At 75.4% G+C, this 19,552-nt stretch carries 15 protein-coding genes; 11 read left to right on the top strand and 4 right to left on the bottom strand.

The genetic code is table 11. The features are described 5' to 3' along the window. Position 1 precedes the first annotated feature (1 nt). From ACZ466_RS32570 to ACZ466_RS32595, 6 genes are all read left to right on the top strand, one after another. Positions 2–1,357 (top strand): protein kinase family protein, encoded by a 1,356-nt coding sequence (locus ACZ466_RS32570; RefSeq protein ID WP_378282419.1) that lies wholly within the window; start codon positions 2–4, stop codon positions 1,355–1,357. A 303-nt stretch (positions 1,358–1,660) separates the two neighbouring features. After that, complete coding sequence (locus ACZ466_RS32575; protein ID WP_378282418.1) at positions 1,661–2,440, top strand: electron transfer flavoprotein subunit beta/FixA family protein; 780 nt, start codon at positions 1,661–1,663, stop codon at positions 2,438–2,440. A 22-nt stretch (positions 2,441–2,462) separates the two neighbouring features. After that, positions 2,463–3,413: an electron transfer flavoprotein subunit alpha/FixB family protein gene (locus tag ACZ466_RS32580; protein WP_378282417.1), complete on the top strand. Its 951-nt coding sequence runs from the start codon at positions 2,463–2,465 to the stop codon at positions 3,411–3,413. A gap of 330 nt (positions 3,414–3,743) precedes the next feature. Continuing rightward, a complete protein-coding gene (locus tag ACZ466_RS32585) occupies positions 3,744–4,772 on the top strand; it encodes an AAA family ATPase (protein WP_378282416.1) in 1,029 nt (342 codons plus the stop codon). Further along, positions 4,769–5,866: a DUF58 domain-containing protein gene (locus ACZ466_RS32590; protein WP_378282415.1), complete on the top strand. Its 1,098-nt coding sequence runs from the start codon at positions 4,769–4,771 to the stop codon at positions 5,864–5,866. Before ACZ466_RS32585 ends, ACZ466_RS32590 begins: the two co-directional genes overlap by 4 nt. Then, positions 5,863–7,965, top strand: a complete 2,103-nt coding sequence (locus tag ACZ466_RS32595) for a transglutaminase-like domain-containing protein (RefSeq protein ID WP_378282414.1) — start codon at positions 5,863–5,865, stop codon at positions 7,963–7,965. Before ACZ466_RS32590 ends, ACZ466_RS32595 begins: the two co-directional genes overlap by 4 nt. On the opposite strand, the gene ACZ466_RS32600 is transcribed toward ACZ466_RS32595, so the two are convergent. The 3 genes from ACZ466_RS32600 to ACZ466_RS32610 form a co-directional block, all read right to left on the bottom strand. Beyond that, positions 7,875–9,695 carry a serine/threonine-protein kinase gene (locus ACZ466_RS32600; protein ID WP_464041774.1) on the bottom strand — a complete coding sequence of 607 codons (1,821 nt, stop codon included), beginning with the start codon at positions 9,693–9,695 and terminating at the stop codon, positions 7,875–7,877. The genes ACZ466_RS32595 and ACZ466_RS32600 overlap by 91 nt on opposite strands. A gap of 72 nt (positions 9,696–9,767) precedes the next feature. Further along, on the bottom strand, positions 9,768–10,997 hold the full coding sequence (locus ACZ466_RS32605; protein ID WP_378292153.1) for an MFS transporter: 1,230 nt from the start codon (positions 10,995–10,997) through the stop codon (positions 9,768–9,770). Between the two features lie 139 nt (positions 10,998–11,136). Beyond that, positions 11,137–11,658 carry a TetR/AcrR family transcriptional regulator gene (locus tag ACZ466_RS32610; protein ID WP_378292155.1) on the bottom strand — a complete coding sequence of 174 codons (522 nt, stop codon included), beginning with the start codon at positions 11,656–11,658 and terminating at the stop codon, positions 11,137–11,139. 144 nt (positions 11,659–11,802) lie between these two features. Here ACZ466_RS32610 and ACZ466_RS32615 point away from each other — a divergent pair, with 144 nt between their 5' ends. Further along, a complete protein-coding gene (locus ACZ466_RS32615; protein WP_378292181.1) occupies positions 11,803–12,957 on the top strand; it encodes a cysteine desulfurase family protein in 1,155 nt (384 codons plus the stop codon). A gap of 13 nt (positions 12,958–12,970) precedes the next feature. On the opposite strand, the gene ACZ466_RS32620 is transcribed toward ACZ466_RS32615, so the two are convergent. Next, entirely contained in the window at positions 12,971–14,098 is a 1,128-nt protein-coding gene (locus ACZ466_RS32620) for a DUF695 domain-containing protein (RefSeq protein WP_378292157.1), read from the bottom strand. A 77-nt stretch (positions 14,099–14,175) separates the two neighbouring features. Between ACZ466_RS32620 and mnmA the strand changes: the two genes are divergently transcribed. The 4 genes from mnmA (at position 14,176) to ligA (ending at position 19,490) form a co-directional block, all read left to right on the top strand. After that, positions 14,176–15,255 (top strand): tRNA 2-thiouridine(34) synthase MnmA, encoded by a 1,080-nt coding sequence (mnmA, locus tag ACZ466_RS32625; RefSeq protein ID WP_378292159.1) that lies wholly within the window; start codon positions 14,176–14,178, stop codon positions 15,253–15,255. A gap of 125 nt (positions 15,256–15,380) precedes the next feature. Continuing rightward, the gene (locus ACZ466_RS32630) at positions 15,381–16,199 is read left to right on the top strand and encodes an LLM class F420-dependent oxidoreductase (protein ID WP_378292162.1); all 819 of its coding nucleotides are present in this window, start codon (positions 15,381–15,383) and stop codon (positions 16,197–16,199) included. After that, the gene (locus tag ACZ466_RS32635; protein ID WP_378292164.1) at positions 16,196–17,230 is read left to right on the top strand and encodes a methionine synthase; all 1,035 of its coding nucleotides are present in this window, start codon (positions 16,196–16,198) and stop codon (positions 17,228–17,230) included. The genes ACZ466_RS32630 and ACZ466_RS32635 overlap by 4 nt, the downstream gene beginning before the upstream one ends. A 91-nt stretch (positions 17,231–17,321) precedes the next feature. Further along, positions 17,322–19,490: an NAD-dependent DNA ligase LigA gene (gene ligA, locus ACZ466_RS32640; RefSeq protein ID WP_378292166.1), complete on the top strand. Its 2,169-nt coding sequence runs from the start codon at positions 17,322–17,324 to the stop codon at positions 19,488–19,490. Positions 19,491–19,552 lie beyond the last annotated feature (62 nt).

Raw genomic sequence — 19,552 nt, forward strand, 5'->3', positions numbered from 1 at the left:
TATGAGCAGGGAAACGAGCCACCGGGAGCACATCGGGCCGTACCGGCTGCTGGACCGCGTCGGCGGCGGGGTCGGCGTCGTCCACCGCGCCGCCGATCCCGGCGGGCGCGACGTGGCGATCAGGGTGCTGCCCCCGGGGACCTACGACGTCGCGGCCATGCGCGAGGTGCGCAGCCCGTACGTCGTGGACGTCCTCGACGGGGCGGGCGACGGGGATCGGCCGTACGTCGTCAGCCGCTTCGTGCCCGGCCGGCCGCTGGACGAGTGGCTGACGGCCCCGCTGGAGGGCGCCGGGCTGCACCGGATGGCGCTGGGCCTGGCCAAGGCCGTCGCCGCCATCCACCGGGCCGGGCTGACCCACGGCGATCTGCGTCCCGACCACGTCCTGGTGGTGGACGGCGCGCCGGTGGTCATCGACTTCGCCCTCGTGCCCGGCGAGCCCGCCCGCGACCTGCGCGCGTGGGCCGCCACCGTGGCGTTCGCCGCGACCGCCGACGCGCGGTGCCTGACCGCGCCCGATCCCGTCGCCGTCGCGGGCGAGGCGATTCCCGAGGCGCTCCGGCCGCTCTTGGAGGCGGCGTCCGGGGAACTCGCGACCGGGGACGCCGCGGCCGAAGAGCAGGGGGGCGCTCCGCTCACCGCAGAGCGGCTCGCCGACGAGGTGGCCGCGCTCAAGCCCGTCCTCGCCGAGGGCGCGCGAACGTCCGCGCCCGCTCCTGCCGCGCCCTCGTCCGCGGCCTCCCCGGTGCGAGAGGCGGCGCCGCCGGTGCCGGCCCCCACCGCGCCGAACGCCGCGCCGACCCCCGGGCAGGACCGGCGCGAGGCGCACGAACTGGCGGTGGCGCGGGCCTGGTCCCGGCTGCTGACCGCGATGGTGGTCGTCATCGCGGTCGGGATCGCCATCGCGATGCCGCTCGCCGGGATCGCGCTGTCGCTGGCGGCGGTGACGGTCCTGCGGGCGGGCTCGGACGGCGCGGCCCGCGCCGTGGGCGGCGCGGCCCTCGGCGTCGTGTGCGCGGCGCCGGTGGCGGTGCTGGTCACCCTCGGCCTGGCCGCGATCTCGCTGCTCGGGGTCGAGGTGGATCCGCTGGGCGCGTGCGCGTTCGGCGCGGGCGCGGCCGTCGGCGTCCTCTGGGCGGTGCCGGGCGCCCGGGGCCCGCGCCGCCGCTTGGAAGAGGCGTTCGCCTCCGTGGTGCGCGGCCCCGGCCGCATCGTGCCCGCCGGGATCGTGCTGGGCGTGCTGGCCCTGGGCGCCGTGGTGGCGGCGATCTCCCTGACGCCCAGCCTCGCGCCGATGTACGGCCTGCAGAGCACCCTGGAGAGCAGCGTCGCCCGCTTCCAGCACGCCATCCAGTGACCCCCTCGCGGGCGCGGGCGGGCGAGTGATCCGCGTCACGGGACGCTAAGGCGGGTACCGGCTCTCCGCGGCCGGAGGGCGGGTGGGTAATGTCTCGAACGCTGGGATTTGCCACTAGGCTACCAGCGAGTAACATATGGGGTGCACGGCTTAATCAGGGACCCGGGGCCGAAGCGCGTTCGGGTGTTTGGCAGGCTGTGAGGTGCTAACGCATGTCAGACCGCGTCGACCCGCCCTGGGCGGCGCCCCTCTGCCGCTCACCCCAGCGGCCCAGAAGAGTGCATGGGAGGTCGGCCACCGGCCATGAACATCGTCGTCCTGGTGAAGCAGGTTCCCGACACGGAGAGCCCGCGCAAGCTCAAGTCCGACGACAGCACGCTCGACCGTGCCGCCGCGGACGGTGTCATCAACGAGCTCGATGAGTACGCCATCGAGGAGGCGCTGCGCGTCAAGGAGGCCCACGACGGCGAGGTGACCGTCCTGACCATGGGCCCCGACAAGGCGACCGACTCGATCCGCAAGGCCCTGGCCATGGGCGCGGACAAGGCGGTGCACCTCATCGACGACGCCCTGACCGGCTCCGACGCGCTGCAGACCTCGTACGCCATCCAGCAGGTCCTCGGCCGCACCGGGTTCGACCTGGTGATCCTCGGCTCGGAGTCCACCGACGCGCGCACCGGCGTGCTGGCCGCGATGCTGGCCGAGCGCCTCGGCGTCCCGCAGCTGTCGCTGGCCAACAAGGTCGAGATCGACGGCACCGCCATCAAGATCCAGCGGCAGACCGACTACGGCTACGACAAGGTCGAGGCGAGCCTGCCCGCGGTGGTGAGCGTGGTCGAGAAGATCAACGAGCCGCGCTACCCGTCGTTCAAGGGGATCATGGCGGCCAAGAAGAAGCCGGTCGAGACCCTCGGCATCGCCGACGCGGGCATCGAGGCCGGCCAGGTCGGCCTGGCGAACGCCGCCACCGCGGTGGTGGACTTCGCCGAGGCCCCGCCGCGGGCCCAGGGCCAGATCGTCACCGACGAGGGCGACGGCGGCGCGAAGATCGCCGAGTTCCTCGCGTCGAAGAAGTTCGTCTGAGCGAGGAAGGGAAGCACGGATAATGGCTGAGATTCTCGTCCTCGTCGACCATGTCGACGGCGAGGTCAAGAAGGTCGCCCTCGAGCTGCTGACGCTGGCCGGGCGGTTCGGTGAGCCCGCCGCGGTCTGGATCGGTCCCGGCTACGAGGGCGCCAAGGACAGGCTGGCCGAGTACGGCGCCGCCAAGGTCTACGTGGCCGCCGACGAGGAGCTGAACTCCTACGTCGTCGCCCCCAAGGCGAGCCTGCTGGCCCAGCTGGTGAGCGAGAAGTCGCCCGCCGCGGTGCTGGTGTCGGCCACCGCCGAGGGCAAGGAGATCGCCGGGCGGCTGGCCGTCAAGACCGGCTCCGGCGTCCTCACCGACGTCGTGGACGTCGCCGAGGGCTTCGTCGGCGAGCACTCCATCTTCGGCGGCGGCATCATCGCCCACGCCAAGGTGAACACCGGCACGCCGATCATCGCGGTGCGGCCGAACTCGGTCGCGCCCGAGGCGTCCCCGGCCACCCCGGCCGAGGAGCAGGTCTCGGTGGCGCTGACGGACGCCGACAAGGCCGCCAAGATCGTGGAGAAGGTCGTCCAGGAGAAGGGCGAGCGCCCCGACCTGACCGAGGCCGCGATCGTGGTCTCCGGCGGACGCGGCGTCGGCGGCGCCGAGAACTTCACCATCATCGAGGGGCTGGCCGACTCGCTCGGCGCGGCCGTGGGCGCCTCCCGCGCCGCGACCGACGCCGGCTGGTACCCGCACCAGTTCCAGGTGGGCCAGACCGGTAAGACCGTCTCGCCACAGCTGTACATCGCGGTCGGGATCTCCGGGGCCATCCAGCACCGGGCCGGCATGCAGACCTCCAAGACGATCGTCGCCATCAACAAGGACCCCGAGGCGCCGATCTTCGAGCTGGTCGACTACGGCGTGGTGGGCGACCTCTTCCAGGTGGCCCCGCAGCTCACCGAGGAGATCACCAAGCGCAAGTGAGCGGTGCCGCGCCCTCCGGGGCGCGGTGCGGCGCGTGCGAGCGGCCGGGACGGGCGACCGTCCCGGCCGTTCCGCGTCTCCGGGTCCGGCGCGTCCCGGCCGCGCCGCCGCCCTGCGCGCGACGCTTCCGCTTCGTGGGGCTTTAGGTGCTTTTTCGGCAGGGGTGGGAAGACTGCCGACGCGGGACGGGGCACACGCCGCCGTCCCGTCTTGCGCGAGCGACGGCATGGGGCGGCCGTGAACGCGGCCCCCGCCCCATGCCGTATGGAACAGTGCGGCGCCTCGTCCGCGTTGTGAGTGCGAGCGGTGACCGCAGACCCCAAGGGAGCCATGGAAGCGATTCCCGAAAGCAACGGACACACCCGCACGGCGCCGCACGGCCGACTGGCCCCGGCGCCGCGCTCCCTGTCGGTCACCCCGCGCGAGCGCGTCCCGCTGACCGTCGACCAGGTCGCCCGGCTCGGCGAGCGGCTGCGCGACGGCATCGGCCGCGCGGTCCGGATGCCCGCCGAGGTGCTGGAGGTCGTCCTGGCGACCGTGCTGGCGGGCGGGCACCTGCTGGTGGAGGACCACCCCGGCGTCGGCAAGACGCAGCTGGCCCGCACCCTCGCCCGCACCCTCGACGGGCGCTTCGCCCGCGTGCAGGCCACCGTCGACCTGCTCCCCGCCGACATCGTCGGCGCCAACGTGTGGCGGGCCGACCGCGGCGAGTTCGAGTTCCGGCCCGGCCCGGTGTTCGCCAACGTGGTGCTGGTCGACGAGATCAACCGGGCCACCCCCAAGACGCAGTCGGGGCTGCTGGAGGCGATGGAGGAGCGGCAGGTCACCGTGGACGGCGACAGCCGGCCGCTGCCCGCTCCCATGATCGTCATCGCCACGCAGAACCCGGCCGCGGGCTACGACGGCACCTACCCGCTGCCGCCCGCGCAACTCGACCGCTTCCTGTCGCAGGTCTCGCTCGGCTACCCGACGCCCGAGCAGGAGATGGACCTGCTCCGGGCCGGGCCCGAGCCGGGCACCGCCGCGGTCACCGACCCCGAGCGGCTGCTGGCGGCGCAAGAAGGCGCCGCGGCCGTGCACGCCGCCGACCCGCTGCTGCGGTACGTCGTCGGGCTGCTGGCGGCGACCCGCGAGCACCCGTTGGCGGAGGTCGGCGCCAGCCCCCGCGCCGGGCTGCTGCTGCTGGCGGCGGCCCGTGCGCGCGCGGCGCTCAACGGCCGCGCGTTCGTGCTGCCCGACGACGTGCAGGCCCTCGCCGTCCCCGTCCTGGCGCACCGGTTGCAGCCCACCGCGGCGGCACCGTCGAGCGCGGCACGGGAGATCGTCGAGGACGCCGTCGGGCAGGTCCGCGCCCGATGACCGGCCCGGTGACCGCCCGCCGCCGGCGGCGGCGGGCCGAGCGGGCCGACCGGATCGGCGGGCGCTGGTGGCTGTGGCTGCTCGCCGCCGCGATGCTCGTCGCGCTCGCGGGCGCGCTGCCCTCCCTCACTCTCTTCACCCTCGCCGCCGGCCTGGTGCTGACCGTGGCCGGCGCCGCCGTCGTGGTGCTGCCGGCGTCCGGGCGGCTGGCGGTCGAGCGCACCGTGCCGGTCCGCGAGGTGCGCGAGGACGAGCCGCTGCCGCTGGAGTTCCGGGTGCGGGCGCCGTCCTGGCTGCCCGTCCGCCTGGAGGTGGACACCGGCCAGGGCATCTGGGTCCCGCTGGAGCGCGAGGGCGGCACCGTCGACCTGTTCGTCGAGCGGCGCGGCGCGTTCGCGGTGGGGCCGTCCCGGATCCGGCTCGGCGATCCGCTCGGGATCGTGCGCCGTCCGCTGACCGCCGGGGTGCCCGAGCCGGTGCTGGTCCTGCCCGAGCCCGGCACCGACGCGCGGGTCGTCCCGCCGCGCGGCGCCCGCGCCGACGACCTGGAGCCCGACGGGCTGCGCCCCTACGTGCCCGGCAGCCCGATCAGCCGCATCCACTGGGCGTCCCTGGCGCGCGGCGGCGAGCTGCAGGAGCGGCGGATGGCCGCGCCCCCGACCGGGCTGCCGCTGGTGATCGTCGACACCGCGGGCGCCGCCGACCCGCGCGCGGTCGACTGGGTGGCGCGGGCCGCCGCCGGATGCGCGCTGACGCTGGCGCGCGGCGGCGGCTGCGAGGTCCTCCTCCCCGGCGCCGCGACCCCCATGACCGTGGTGGACGCGCCGGGCTGGCGGGCGCTGCACCGCCGCCTCGCGCTGCTGGAGGAGGGCGGCCACGGGCAGGCGCGGCGCCCGCCCGGCGGCCGCGGCTCGTCGGTCGTCCACGTGCCGCCGGGGCTCGACCTCGGCCCGCCGCGTCCGCCGCTGCCGCCCGGTGTCGTCCCGCTGCCGGCCGGGCACGGCGAGGCCCTCGCCGTCACCCTGGACGGCGCGCCGCTCAGGCGGCCCAAAGCTTCTGGCGCCGCGCCCAGGGACCGGGAGCCGGTGCGATGATGCGCGCCGCGGGACTGCTGCTGGCGGTCGCGGTCACGGCGGCGGCGTGGGTGCCGCTGCTCGGCTGGAGGGTGCTGTGGGTCGCCCCGGTCGTCGCGCTGGCCGCCGGCGCCCTGGCCGTCGAACGGTTCCCCGTCCGGCTCGCGGCGGCGGCGCAGCTCGCCTGGATCCCCGCGGCGGTGCTGGCGGGCGGCGCCCCGGCCGGCTGGCTGTGGCCGGGTGCCTGGGACACGATCGTGCTCGCGCTGTCGGACGGCGTGCGGGAGCTGGCCCTGCTGGTCCCGGGCGAGCGGGCGGGCGACATCGGCACCCGCTCGGTCTGGCTGCTCGGCGCCGGCGTGCTCTACCTCCTGGCCGCCGCGCTGGCCGCGCCCGCGCCCGCGTCCCGGCTGCGCTCGGGCACCGCCTTCGCGGTCGTCGCCGTCCCGTGGGCGGTGGCCGCCGCGATCCGGCAGACCGACGAGACGGCCTGGCCGGGCGCCGCGCTGCTGCTGGCCGGGCTGCTGTGGTTCGCGCCGCGCCGGGCCGCGCTGCCCGTGCTGGCGCTCGGCACGTCCGCGGCCCTCGTCGCGACCGTCGCCGCGCAGGCGCTCGGGCCCCGCTCGCAGTGGCTGAACGTCGACGACATGGTGGGCCGCGAGGAGCAGTTCCGCACGCTCAACACCACCCAGTCCTACGGCCCGATCACCGACCGGCGCAGCGGCGCGACGATGCTGGAGATCGCCTCGCCGCGCCCCGCGCTGTGGCGGATGCAGGTGCTGGAGCGCTACAGCTGGCGCGGCTGGGAGGTCGGCGGCGGGGTGGTGCGCGACCGGCTGCCCGAGCCGGCCGCCGAGCCGGTGTCCATCGAGGTGACGGTGCGCGGCCTGCGCGACTCCCAGGTCGTCTCGCCGGGGCACATCACCTCGGTCGAGGCGTCCGGGAAGATCGACACGATGCCGGGGGACGCGCAGCGCGTCATCCCGCAGCCCCGGCAGGACGACACCTACCGCGTCCAGGCGGAGATGGTCCGGACCGACCCGAAGGCGCTGCGGGCCGCGCCGCCGCCGACCGACCCGGCCCTGCACGCCTACACCAACCTCATGTACCGGTGGGGCGGCGAGCGGCTCGCGGGCAACCTCGGCCAGTACGGGGCGGCGCCGGACGTGTCGCCCCGGCTCGAGCGCTTCATCCAGCGCGTCCCGGCGATGGGCGAGGTCATCGAGACGGCCCGGCAGCTGGGCAGCGGCGCGCGCTCGCAGTACGAGGTCGTCGAACGGGTCGAGCGCCACCTCACCGGCGGCGGGCGGTTCCGCTACTCCACCGAGGTGGAGCGCGGCGTCGGCTTCCCGATCCTGGACTTCCTGACCGCGAGCCGCACCGGCTACTGCCAGCACTTCGCCGGGGCCGCCGCGCTGCTGCTGCGGCTGGCGGGGGTGCCGACCCGGGTGGTCGCCGGGTTCGCCACCGGCAGGTCCGAGGACGGCATCTACAAGGTGCGCGACACCGACGCGCACGCCTGGATCGAGGTCTACTTCGAGGGCGTCGGCTGGGTGCCGTTCGACCCGACCCCGGCGGCCGACGCCGAGGTGGCCGCGGAGGTCGACCCGCTGTCGCCGCCGCCCGCACCCGACAAGGGCGGCTTCGCCCTCGCCGGCCCGGCCGCGGGCCTGTCGCTGGTGCTGGCCGCCGTCGTCGGGCTCACCCTGCGGCGCCGCTCGCGTCGCGGCGGCGGCCACGACGGCGAGCTGCTGGAACGGCTCGTCGTCCGGACCGGCGGCACGGTCACGCCCGCCACCACCCTCGGCGACCTGCGCGACCAGCTCGGCCGGATCGGCCCGCACGTGGCGGCCGTGGCCGCCGACGCCGAACAGGCACGGTACGCGCCGGGCCCCGCACCGCCCGGCTCGCGGCGGCGGATCGCCCGCGCGCTCGCCGCCGACGTCGGCACGCCCCGGGCGGTGCTGCTGCTGGCCGGGGCCGCGGTCGCCCGGCCGGAGGGCGGCGGCGCGCCGAAACCGGCCGCCGGTCAGGGACGGCCCGAGGGCCGCACCGACGACGGCGGGAACGGGACGGCCTTGACCACCTCGGGCCGCAGCAGCCCGGAGAGCCGGTCGTAGGGGATCTTGACCACGGGCTGGCCGCAGGCCATCTCGTAGGTGCCGAGCCCGGGCGCGTCCAGGGACAGCTCCAGTTCTCCCTTGGTGAGCGCGAGCTGGACGTACGGCCCGTTCAGCTGGGGGATGCCCAGGGACGGCGGGCGGTCGGCGAAGCACGTGCCGGTGCCGCGTTCCCGGATCCGGGCCGTCAGCGTCTGCAGGCCGCTCCCGGTGAGCGCGGCGGGCAGGAACAGGTCTTCGGCGCGCAGCGCGCGGCCGGTCGTGAGGTCGACGGTGACGGTGCGGGCGCGGCTCCAGCTGGAGTGGCCGAGCGCCTGCGAGGCAAGGACGAAGTCGTACCGGACCGAGAGGTAGCGGGGCCCGCCCAGCCGCACCGACGGCGTGACCGTCGTGGACGACGGCTCGCCCCGGAAGTCGGTGAGCGCGCGGCGGTACTCGGCTGCGCGCGTGTCGACCGGGGCGCGCAGCGCTGCGTTGACGCGCTGCGCCAAGGCCGGGTCGGCGCCGCCGCCGACCCGGACGATCCGCCCGTTGACCTGGAACGGGGGAGTGGACGTGGCGTCCTGGTGCGAGGCGAGGGAGAAGGTCAGCGGGGGCGCCTGCGGGCCGTCGTCGGCGGCGACGTACACGGCGGTGCCGCCGCCCGCGGCCACGACCACCGCCGCGCCCGCGATCGCCGCGCCCTTCGCGCCGATCACGCCGCCCGCCCCGGCGGCGCCCGCCGTCCCGGCCCCGGCACCACCGGCTCCGGCCGCGCCCGCGCCGACGGCGCCGGCACCGCCCGCTCCGGCCGTGCCCGCACCGCTCACGCCGGCGGCGCCCGCCGCGGCCACGCTCGCGCCCGACGGAGCCAGGCCCAGCGCGGCCAGCGGGAACAGCATCGCCACCGCCGCCGCGGCGCCCGCCAGGGCGCGCAGCCCCTGCCGCTCCCACCCGGCCCCGTACGCCGCCGACGCCACGCGCTCCAACTCGGCGACGAAGGCGACCGCGCCCGCGGGCCGCTCCCACGGATCCTTGGCCATGCCTTGCGCGACGAGCGGGCGCAGCGGCTCGGGCACCTCCTCCACCGGGACCGGGACGTTCAGGTGCCGGTGCATGAGCGCGCCCGGCTCCCCGGCGGCGAACGGACGCCGTCCTGTGACGCACTCGAAGAACACGCAGGTCGCCGCGTACACGTCGGTGGCCGGAGAGGCGGGCTCGGCACGCCACTGCTCGGGGGCCATGTAGACCGGCGTCCCCGAGCGGCCCGCCTCGCCCGCGTCCACCGCGATCCCGAAGTCGATCAGCTTGCTCAGCCCGTCGCCGCGCACGATCACGTTGGCGGGCTTGTAGTCGCGGTGGACGACGCCCAGCTCGTGCGCCGCGCCCAGGCCCAGCAGCGAGCCCTTGAGCACCGCCAGCGCGGCCTCGGGCGCGAGCGGCGCCCGCTCGGCCAGCACCGCCTTGAGGGACGCGCCGTCCACCGCCTCCATGACGATCGCCGCGCCCTGGGGCCGCTCCACCAGTCCGTACAGCCGGGCGATGCAGGGGTGGCGGACCCGCCGCAGCAGATCGGCCTCGTCCCGGAAACGCGCCCGGAAGCCCGCGTCGTCGCGCAGCCGGGGCGCCAGGTACTTGATCGCGGCGGGCGCGCCGGTGCCGTCGTGCCGGGCCAGCACGACCCGCCCCTGCGCGCCCTCGCCGAGGACCTTCAGCTCGCTGTACCCCGGGACCCGCCACTCGCCGCCCATGGAGCGCCACCCTCCGTGCTGTGATCAACCCAGAAGGGGTTATACAGGATCTCCGGATCCCCGGCGCCCGGTTCAGGCGGCCAGCGGCTCCGGCTCGGGCTCCGGCTCGGCCCCGGCCGCGCCGCGGCCGGACCCGGCCCCGGAGGCGTGCGGGGCCGACTCGACCGCCCCGGCGAGCGGCACGTACCGGGCCCCGAACGCGATCAGCAGCGCCAGCACGACCGTCACGCCCACGCCCACGCGCAGCGAGGTCGCGTCCGCCAGGAACCCGACCACCACCGGGCCGAGCAGCAGCCCGCCGTAGCCCATCGCGCCGACCTGCGCGACCGCGGCGGCCGGACGGTCCGGCACGGCCGTCCCGGCCAGCGAGATCGTGGTCGGGACGACGAGGCAGACCACCAGCCCGGTCACGAAGAACCCGGCGATCGCCACTGGCGCGCCCGGCGCCAGCACGACCACGGTCATGCCCAGCGCGGTGCCGATCCCGGCGCCCACCAGCAGGCGCCGGGTGCCGATCCGCGTCCGGATCCGGTCGCCGGCAAGCCGCCCGAACAGCATGGCCAGCTCGAACACCGGGTAGCCCAGCGCCGCCACCGCCTGGGTGGCGCCGAGCTCGTCGTGCAGGAGCAGCCCGCTCCAGTCGGCGATGGAGCCCTCGGTCATGAAAGCGATGAACGCCAGCGCGCCGATCAGGTAGACGGCGAGCGGCATCCGGGCGGCGCGGCGCCCGTCTCCGGACGCGGCGGGGGCGGGCGGGTCGGCCAGGTAGGTGCGGCCCAGCGCCAGCCCGGCGGGCAGCGACAGCAGCGCGGCGGCCAGCACGGTCGCGGTGAAGCCCAGGCCCGCCGCGGCGGTGGCGACGCCGAACAGGCCGCCGCTCATCGCGCCCGCGCACCAGCCGGCGTGCATGCCGCTCATGATCGGCCGCCGGTGGGCCTGCTCGACCACGCTGCCCTGGGCGTTCATCGCGATGTCGGTGATCCCGAAGGTCATGCCGAACACCGCCACCGCGGCCAGCAGCAGCCCGTAGGTCGGGGCCAGCGCGACCAGCAGGTAGGCGACCGCGGTGAGCGGCAGCGCGACGCGCAGGACGGTGCGGCTGCCGGCGCGGGCCATCACCGCCCGCAGCCCCTGCATCGCGGCGATCGCGCCGAGCCCCCAGACGAGCACGACGATGCCGATCTCGCTCTCGGTGGTCCCGAACTTGCCGGCCAGCGCGGGCATGCGGGCCACCCACACTCCAGTGAGCAGTCCTGCCAGGGCGAAGGTCAGGAACGTGCCCAGACGGGCGCGGGACAGCATCGGTTCACCTCTTACTGTGCTCGGGGGGAGGACGCCATGGAACGGCCGGCCTCGGCAAGGCGCCGCCGGGGCCGGCGGAGGAAGGTCGATCGGGGCGGTCAGCCCGCGGGGAAGCGGGCGAAGCGTCGTCGGCGGGCCGTCATGGCCGGGTCAGGTCGAGCAGGCGCCGTTTCAGCGCGCCGAGCCGCTCGGCGTCGTACGACTCCGGCGAGTGGCTGATCACTTCCCACAGGCCCTCGGCCGCCAGCCGCACGATCATCGCCGCCACCGGGTCGGGGTCGCCGGGGGGAGGCGCCCCGTGCCAGCGCGCCATCGCCTCGTTGAGCGGGGCGGCCAGCTCGGGATCGGCGGCGGCCGCCGTGATCGCCGACCAGCGCCGGTAGGCGCGGGCCTCCCCGGTGAGGATCTCGAACGTCGCCTCCACGTACGCCCGCGCGTAGGAGCCGGGGCCGCCGTCGTCGTGCGCGGCGACCAGCGCGTCGAACTCCTCGATCACCCGCGCGACCAGGCCCTTGACCAGGGCCTCCTTGGACGGGAAGTGGTAGAGCAGCCCGCCCTTGCTGACGCCGGCGCGGTCGGCGACCGCGGTGAGCGTCAGCGCCTGCGTGCCCTGCTCGGACAGCAGGGCCTCGGCGGCGTCGAGGAGGGCGTTCTTCTTCATGGCGAGGCTACTGTACCGGCTGGACGGTTCAGTGGACAAACCGGACGTCCTGCGCGTGATCACCACGACCTCCGCAACCGCCCGCACGCCGGGCAGCGGCCGGTCTCGGGGAAGGATCCGGGCGCGGCTAGTGTTGGGCGGGTGGTGACCTACCTCGACCATGCGGCGACCACCCCGATGCTGCCCGAGGCCGTCGCGGCGATGACGGCCGAGCTGGGCCGCGTGGGCAACCCGTCCTCGCTGCACGTCGCGGGCCGCCGGGCCCGCCGGGTGGTGGAGGAGTCCCGGGAGGTCATCGCGGAGACCTTCGGCGCCCGGCCCAGCGAGGTCGTCTTCACCTCCGGCGGCACCGAGGCCGACAACCTCGCGATCAAGGGCCTGTACTGGGCCCGCCGCGCCGCCGACCCGTCCCGCACCCGCGTGCTGGCCGGGGCCGTCGAGCACCACGCCGTCCTCGACACGGTGCAGTGGCTGGCCGACCACGAGGGCGCCCGCGTCGACTGGATCCCGGTGGACGGCAGCGGCCGCGTCCTGCCGGAGGCGCTGCGCGAGCTGATCGCTCCCGATGTGGCGTTGGTCACGGTGATGTGGGCCAACAACGAGGTCGGCACCGTCCAGCCGGTGGACGAGCTGGCCGCCGTCGCCCGCGAGCACGGCGTCCCCTTCCACACCGACGCCGTCCAGGCCGCCGGGCACCTCCCGGTCGGGCTGCACCACAGCGGCGCGCAGGCGCTCACCCTCAGCGGGCACAAGCTCGGCGGGCCGCTCGGCGTGGGCGCGCTGCTGCTCGGCAAGGGCGTCGACCCGGTGCCGCTGCTGCACGGCGGCGGCCAGGAGCGCGACGTGCGCTCCGGGACGCTCGACACCCCGGCCATCGCGGGCCTCGCCGCCGCCGTCCAGATCGCGGCCGGACGGCGGGACGCCGAGGCGCGGCGGCTGTCCGGGCTGCGCGACCGGCTGATCGAGGCCGTGCTGGAGGCCGTCCCCGACGCCGTCCTGAACGGCGACCCCGCCGGGAGGCTGCCGGGGAACGCGCACTTCTCCTTCCCCGGCTGCGAGGGCGACGCGCTGCTGATGCTGCTGGACGCGCGCGGCATCGCCTGCTCCACCGGCTCCGCCTGCTCGGCCGGGGTGTCCCAGCCCAGCCACGTGCTGCTGGCCATGGGCGCCGACCCGGCCCGCGCCCGCGGCTCCCTGCGCTTCACCCTCGGCCACACCTCGACCGAGGACGACGTCAAGGCGCTGGCCGAGGCCATCGGCCCCGTCGTCGAACGCGCCCGCCGCGCCGGCCTCTCCTAGAGGGCCTGGAGGGCTAGGGCTTGTAGGGGGCGAGCGCCCGCCAGCCCGGGTCGCTGGTGGAGGCGACCTTGGCCTTGCCCTCGGGCCAGCCCGCCGCCATCTGGTCCAGCTCGGCGATCACTCCGGAGTCGGGGTCGGCGTACAGGTGGAACACCCGCAGCCCGTCGCCGGTCTCCCGTACCGCCAGCACCGCCCGGTCGCCCAGCGAGGTGAGCTTCTTCTCGAACTTGCGCAGCGCCCCGGCGGAGGGCTCCACCGGCAGCCGGTCGGGGTTGCTGTGCGCGTACGGCACCGTGATCGCCACGTGCAGGTCGCACAGCGGGTAGTCCTGGCGGTGCAGCGGGAACCGCGCGCCCAGCCGGGCCGGGTGGCCGCGCGGGGTGCGGCTCTCGCCGGTCAGCCAGGTCGGCTCCTCGAACGGCTCGGCGATCTGCTCGACCACGGCGGGCAGCATCGACGGCGGCAGCGCGTCCACCGGCGCCTCGGTCGCGATCGTGATCTCGCCGATCCAGCGGGCCACGTCGTCCTCGCCCATGGACCAGTCGAGGACGTGCGCGGCCACCTGCATCCGCTGCTCCTCCGACACGAACAGGAAGTCGGGGTGGTAGGCGGAGATGTGCACCCGGGCGCGGCCCGCGTCGGCGCGCATGCCCAGCTTCACGTAGTCGAGGTCGAACTCGTGGTCGCCCAGGACGAGCTTGTGCTCCAGCATCTCCAGGTCGGCCTGCCGCGCCGGGAAGAACCGCCAGCCGCCGGCCGCGGCGCCCCGGGGCGCCGCGCGGTGCCAGCGCTCGGCCAGGCCGCGCAGCTCGGGGTCGCCCGCCCCGGTGACGGTCAGGGTGGGGGCGTCGTCGTCACCGCCGCCGATCTCCCACTGCAGCTCGGGGTGGATCTTGTGCACCCGGTGCGAGAGGTCCTCCACGATGGCGGCCGGCAGCCCCTCGCCGCCGGCGTCCCCGTCGTCACCCGCGTCACCGGATTCGCCGGATTCGCCGGGCGATTCGTCGACGGCGAGGGCGTGGGCGGAGGCGTTGATCGACTTCTCGATCTCCGGGCGCGCTCGCGCCCACCACTCCCAGAACTCGCTGATCGAGGCGGGTGTGGCGGCGGACGTCTCGCGGGGACGGCGGAAGATTCCCATAGCGGGCTCATCGTACGCGCAAACCCGGTGATCGGGCCGCAGCGACAGGGCCCGGCAGCGCTTAGTCTGGGAGCGTTATGACTTTGCGCGTACTCGCCGCCATGTCGGGCGGCGTCGACTCCGCCGTGGCCGCCGCCCGCGCCGCCGAGGCCGGTCACGAGGTGACCGGCGTCCACATGGCGCTGTCCAGCAACCCGCAGTCCTACCGGACGGGCGCCCGGGGCTGCTGCACCCTGGAGGACTCCCGGGACGCCCGCCGCGCCGCCGACGTGATCGGCATCCCGTTCTACGTATGGGATCTCGCCGAACGCTTCCACCGCGACGTGGTGGAGGACTTCGTCGACGAGTACGCCGCGGGCCGCACCCCCAACCCGTGCCTGCGCTGCAACGAGAAGATCAAGTTCGCGGCGCTGCTGGACCGGGCGCTGGCGCTGGGCTTCGACGCGGTCTGCACCGGCCACTACGCCCGCCTCGGCGAGGGCGGCGTGCTGCGCCGCGGCGTCGACGCGGGCAAGGACCAGTCGTACGTGCTGGCGGTGTGCACGCCCGAGCAGCTCGCGCACGCGATGTTCCCGCTGGGCGACACCACCAAGGCCGGCATCCGGGCCGAGGCGGAGCGGCGCGGCCTGCAGGTGGCCGACAAGCCCGACAGCCACGACATCTGCTTCATCGCCGACGGCGACACCAAGGGGTTCCTGGCCGACCGGCTCGGCACGGCCCCCGGCCCGATCGTGGACGTCGACGGCAACGAGGTCGGCGAGCACGAGGGCGCCTACGCCTACACCGTGGGGCAGCGCAAGGGCCTGCGCATCGGGCGTCCCGCGCCCGACGGCCGGCCCCGCTACGTGCTCGACATCTCCCCGGTGACCAACACCGTCACCGTGGGGCCGCGGGAGGCGCTGGACGTCCACGAGATCGTGGGCGAGCGGCCGGTGTGGCTGTCGGAGGAGCCCGCCGGGGCGTTCGGCTGCCAGGTGCAGCTGCGGGCGCACGGCGAGGTCCACGACTGCGTCGCCGAGCCGCGGGACGGCCTGCTGCGGATCCGGCTGGCCCGTCCCGCGCGCGGGGTGGCCCCGGGCCAGGCGGCGGTGCTGTACGCGGGGGACCGCGTGCTGGCCTCGGCCACCATCGCCGAGGCGGCCCGCCTCCCCGCGTGAGGGCCGGGAGCCGCTATCTTCCCTAGGCGCCCTTCCCCGTGCGCCGCTCCCGGGCACGCGGGCGCCTGAAGTCGATCGAGTACAGGCCGGGTACGCGGCCGAGCAGATTCGTGAGGTGAGGATTCGTGAGGTTCGGTGTCTCCACCTTCGTGACGGACGAGGGGATCGGCCCGGCCGAGCTGGGCCGCGCCCTGGAGGAACGCGGCTTCGGGTCCCTCTACGTCGCCGAGCACACCCACATCCCGGTGAAGCGGGAGTCCCGGTGGCCGGGCGGCGCCGACCTGCCGCGCTGGTACTACCGGACCCTCGACCCGCTCGTGACGCTGACCGCCGCGGCGGTGGCGACCGAGCGGCTGGAGGTCGGCACCGGCATCGCGCTGGTCGTGCAGCGCGACCCGATCGTCCTGGCCAAGGAGATCGCCTCCCTCGACCTGGTGTCGGGCGGACGGGCGGTGCTGGGCGTGGGCGCGGGCTGGAACCGCGAGGAGATGCGCAACCACGGCACCGACCCGCGCACCCGGATGCGGCTGCTCGCCGAGCGGGTGCGGGCGATCAAGACGCTGTGGACGCAGGAGGAGGCGGAGTTCCACGGCGAGTTCGTCGACTTCGACCCGGTGCACCTCTACCCCAAGCCCGTCCAGGACCCGCACCCGCCGGTGCTGGTCGGCGGCGCGGGCCCGACGACGTTCGACCGGGTGCTGGAGTTCGGCGACGGCTGGATGCCGATCTACGGCCGGGGCGCGGGCGACCTGGCCGTCCAGATCGCCGAGCTGCGGGAGCGGGCCGGGCGGCGGGTGCCGGTGACGGTGTTCGGCGTCCCGGCCGAGGCCGCGGTCGTGGCGGAGCTGGAGGCGGCCGGCGCCGACCAGGCCCTGTTCAACCTGAAGACCCTGCCGGAGGACGGCACCCTCCGCGAACTCGACGAGCTGGCCGGGCTGCTATGACCACCGACGCCGTGAACGACGAGGACCGGCCCTACCCCTGGGGCCCGGGGACGGCCACCGGGGTGGGCTCCTACCCCGGCGGGGACGCCGCCGAGGCGCTGCGGACCGTGCTGGGCGAGGTGCCCGAGCTGCCGCACCTGCCCGAGCTGCCCGCGCGCGGTCCGGGCGCCGACATGATCGGCCGCACCGCCGGGCTGCTGGTCGACCTGGCCGTGCACGTGGAGCCGTCCGGGTGGCGGTTCTCCGACCGTCCGGGCCGCGACACCCGGCGCAGCCACGACCATCTGGCGCGCGATCTGGACCTGCTGGAGGAGGTCGCGGAAGGGCACGACGGCCCGTTCAAGATCCAGGTGTGCGGGCCCTGGACGCTGGCGGCCGGGATCGAGCTGCGGCACGGCGACCGCGCGCTCCGCGACCCGGGCGCGGTCCGCGACCTGACCGAGTCGCTGGCCGAGGGCGTGGCCCGGCACGTCGCGGACGTGCGGCGGCGGCTCCCGCACGCCCGGATCCTGCTCCAGATCGACGAGCCGGGGCTGCCCGCGGCGCTGGCCGGACGGGTGCCGACCGCCAGCGGGTTCTCGCGGCTGCGCGCGGTGGAGCCGCCGCTGGCCGAGCACGGGCTGCGCCAGGTGATCGAGGCCGTGGACGGCGAGGCGTTCCCCGTCGTGCACTGCTGTGCGCGCCAGGTCCCTTACGCCCTGCTGCGGGGCGCCGGGGCGAAGGCGATCTCGGTCGATCTCACCATGGTCCCGCGGAAGGACGACGACGCGGTGGGGGAGACGATCGACGCCGGGGTCGCGCTGTTCCTCGGCGCGGTCCCGGGCGTGGACGCGGCGCTGCCGTCCCTGGAGGCCACCGCCGCGCCCGTGCGGGAGCTGTGGCGGCGGCTGGGGTTCCCCGCGCCGCGGCTGGCCGAGCAGGTCGTGATCACACCGGCGTGCGGTCTGGCGGGCGCCTCGCCGCGGTACGCGCGGGCGGCGCTGAAGCGCTGCCGCGACGCCGCCCGGATGCTGTACGAGGCCGCCGAGTAGGCGGCGCGGCGCGTTCCGTCCGGTATCCGCGCACGTCGGACGGGGCGCGGCGGGTGGCCAAACTGTCCGGGGCACCGGCCAGAATGGGGGCATGACCGCGAGCCAGGGTGTGCCCATGGAGGCCGCTCAGCGCCATCGGGAGCTGAGCCAGGAGATCGACGAGGCCAACTACCGGTACTACGTGCTCGACGCCCCGACGCTGAGCGACGCCGCCTACGACCGGCGGATGCGCGAGCTGCGGGCGCTGGAGGAGGAGCACCCGGAGCTGGTCACCCCCGACTCGCCGACCCAGAGGGTCGGCGCGCCGATCACCACCGACTTCGCGACCGTCGGGCATCTGGAGCGGATGCAGAGCCTCGACAACGCGATGAACACCGACGAGCTGCTGGCCTGGGACGACCGGGTGGTGCGGGAGGCGGGCCGGATCGCCGCCTACCTGTGCGAGCCGAAGATCGACGGGCTGGCGATCGCGCTGGTGTACGAGGACGGCCGGCTGGTGCGGGCCGTCACCCGCGGCGACGGCCAGACCGGGGAGGACGTCACCCACAACGTCCGCACCATCGCCTCGGTGCCGTCCCGGCTGGCGGGCGAGGGCTGGCCGGCGGTGCTGGAGGTGCGCGGCGAGGTCTTCCTGACGGTCGAGGGGTTCCAGCAGGTCAACGAGGTGCAGGCGGAGGCGGGCAAGGAGCCGTTCGCCAACCCGCGCAACGCCGCCGCCGGGTCGCTGCGGCAGAAGGACCCGCGGGTCACCGCGCGGCGGCCGCTGGACATGCTGATCCACGGGTTCGGGCGCTGGCAGGGCGGGGTGCGGCCCGACAGCCAGGCCGAGGCGTACGAGGTGATGGGCGGGTGGGGCCTGCCGGTCAGCGACCGCTACCGGGTCGTCGAGACCATGGACGCCGTCCGCGAGTACATCGAGTACTACGGCGAGCACCGGCACGGCACCGCGTACGAGATCGACGGCGTGGTCGTCAAGGTCGACCAGTTCCCGCTGCAGCGGCGGCTGGGGTCCACCTCGCGGGCGCCGCGCTGGGCGATCGCGTGGAAGTACCCGCCGGAGGAGGTCAACACCCGGCTGCTGGACATCAAGGTCGGCGTGGGCCGTACCGGGCGGGTCACCCCGTACGGGGTGATGGAGCCGGTCAGGGTCGCCCAGACCACGGTGGAGTACGCCACGCTCCACAACGCGGGCGAGGTCAAGCGCAAGGGCGTGCTGATCGGCGACATGGTGGTGCTGCGCAAGGCGGGCGACGTGATCCCCGAGATCGTGGCGCCGGTGCCCGGGCTGCGCGACGGCTCCGAGCGCGAGTTCACGATGCCCTCGCACTGCCCCGAGTGCGGCACCGAGCTGGCGTACGAGAAGGAGGGCGACGCCGACATCCGCTGCCCCAACGCCCGGTACTGCCCGGCGCAGCTGCGCGAGCGGGTGTTCTTCGCGGCCGAGCGGGAGCGGCTCGACATCGACGCGCTGGGCTACGTCGCGGCGACCGCGCTGACCCAGCCGCTGGAGCCCGCCGATCCGCCGGTGAAGAACGAGGGCGACCTGTTCGGCCTGACGGTGGAGCGGCTGCTGCCGATCAGGACGGTGGTGCGCGACCGCCGCACCGGCCTGCCGAAGGTCGACGAGAAGACCGGCGAGCCGAAGGTCGTGACGTTCTTCGCCAACAAGGAGGGCGAGCCGAAGAAGATCGTCGAGATCCTCTTCGAGGAGCTGGAGAAGGCCAAGGAGCAGCCGCTGTGGCGGGTGCTGGTGGCGCTGTCGATCCGGCATGTCGGCCCGTCGGCGGCCCGCGACCTGGCCCGGGAGATGCGCTCGATGGACGCGATCCGGGAGGCGTCCGAGGAGGAGCTGGCCGCGGTGGACGGGGTCGGGCCCACCATCGCGCGGTCGATCAAGAGCTGGTTCGAGGTCGACTGGCACCGGGAGATCGTGCGCAAGTGGGCCGAGGCGGGCGTCCGGATGGAGGAGGAGGGCGCGGCGGGCCCGCGCCCGCTGGAGGGCGTCACGGTGGTGATCACCGGGTCGATGCAGGAGTACAGCCGGGACTCGGCCACCGAGGCGGTGCAGGCGCTGGGCGGCAAGGTCAGCGGGTCGGTGTCGAAGAAGACGGGCTTCGTGGTCGCGGGCGACAAACCCGGGTCCAAATACGACAAGGCCGTCAAGCTCGGTGTGCCGGTGCTGGACGAGGACGGATTCCGCGTGCTGCTGGCCGAGGGGCCGGAAGCGGCCAAAAACGTGACCCAGAGCGGGGACGCATGACCGGGCCGTGGTCGTTGCACGGATAACCAGGTTGGTGTTACCCAACGGTACAGTACGACTAC

This window comes from Actinomadura rugatobispora, from assembly GCF_055379765.1.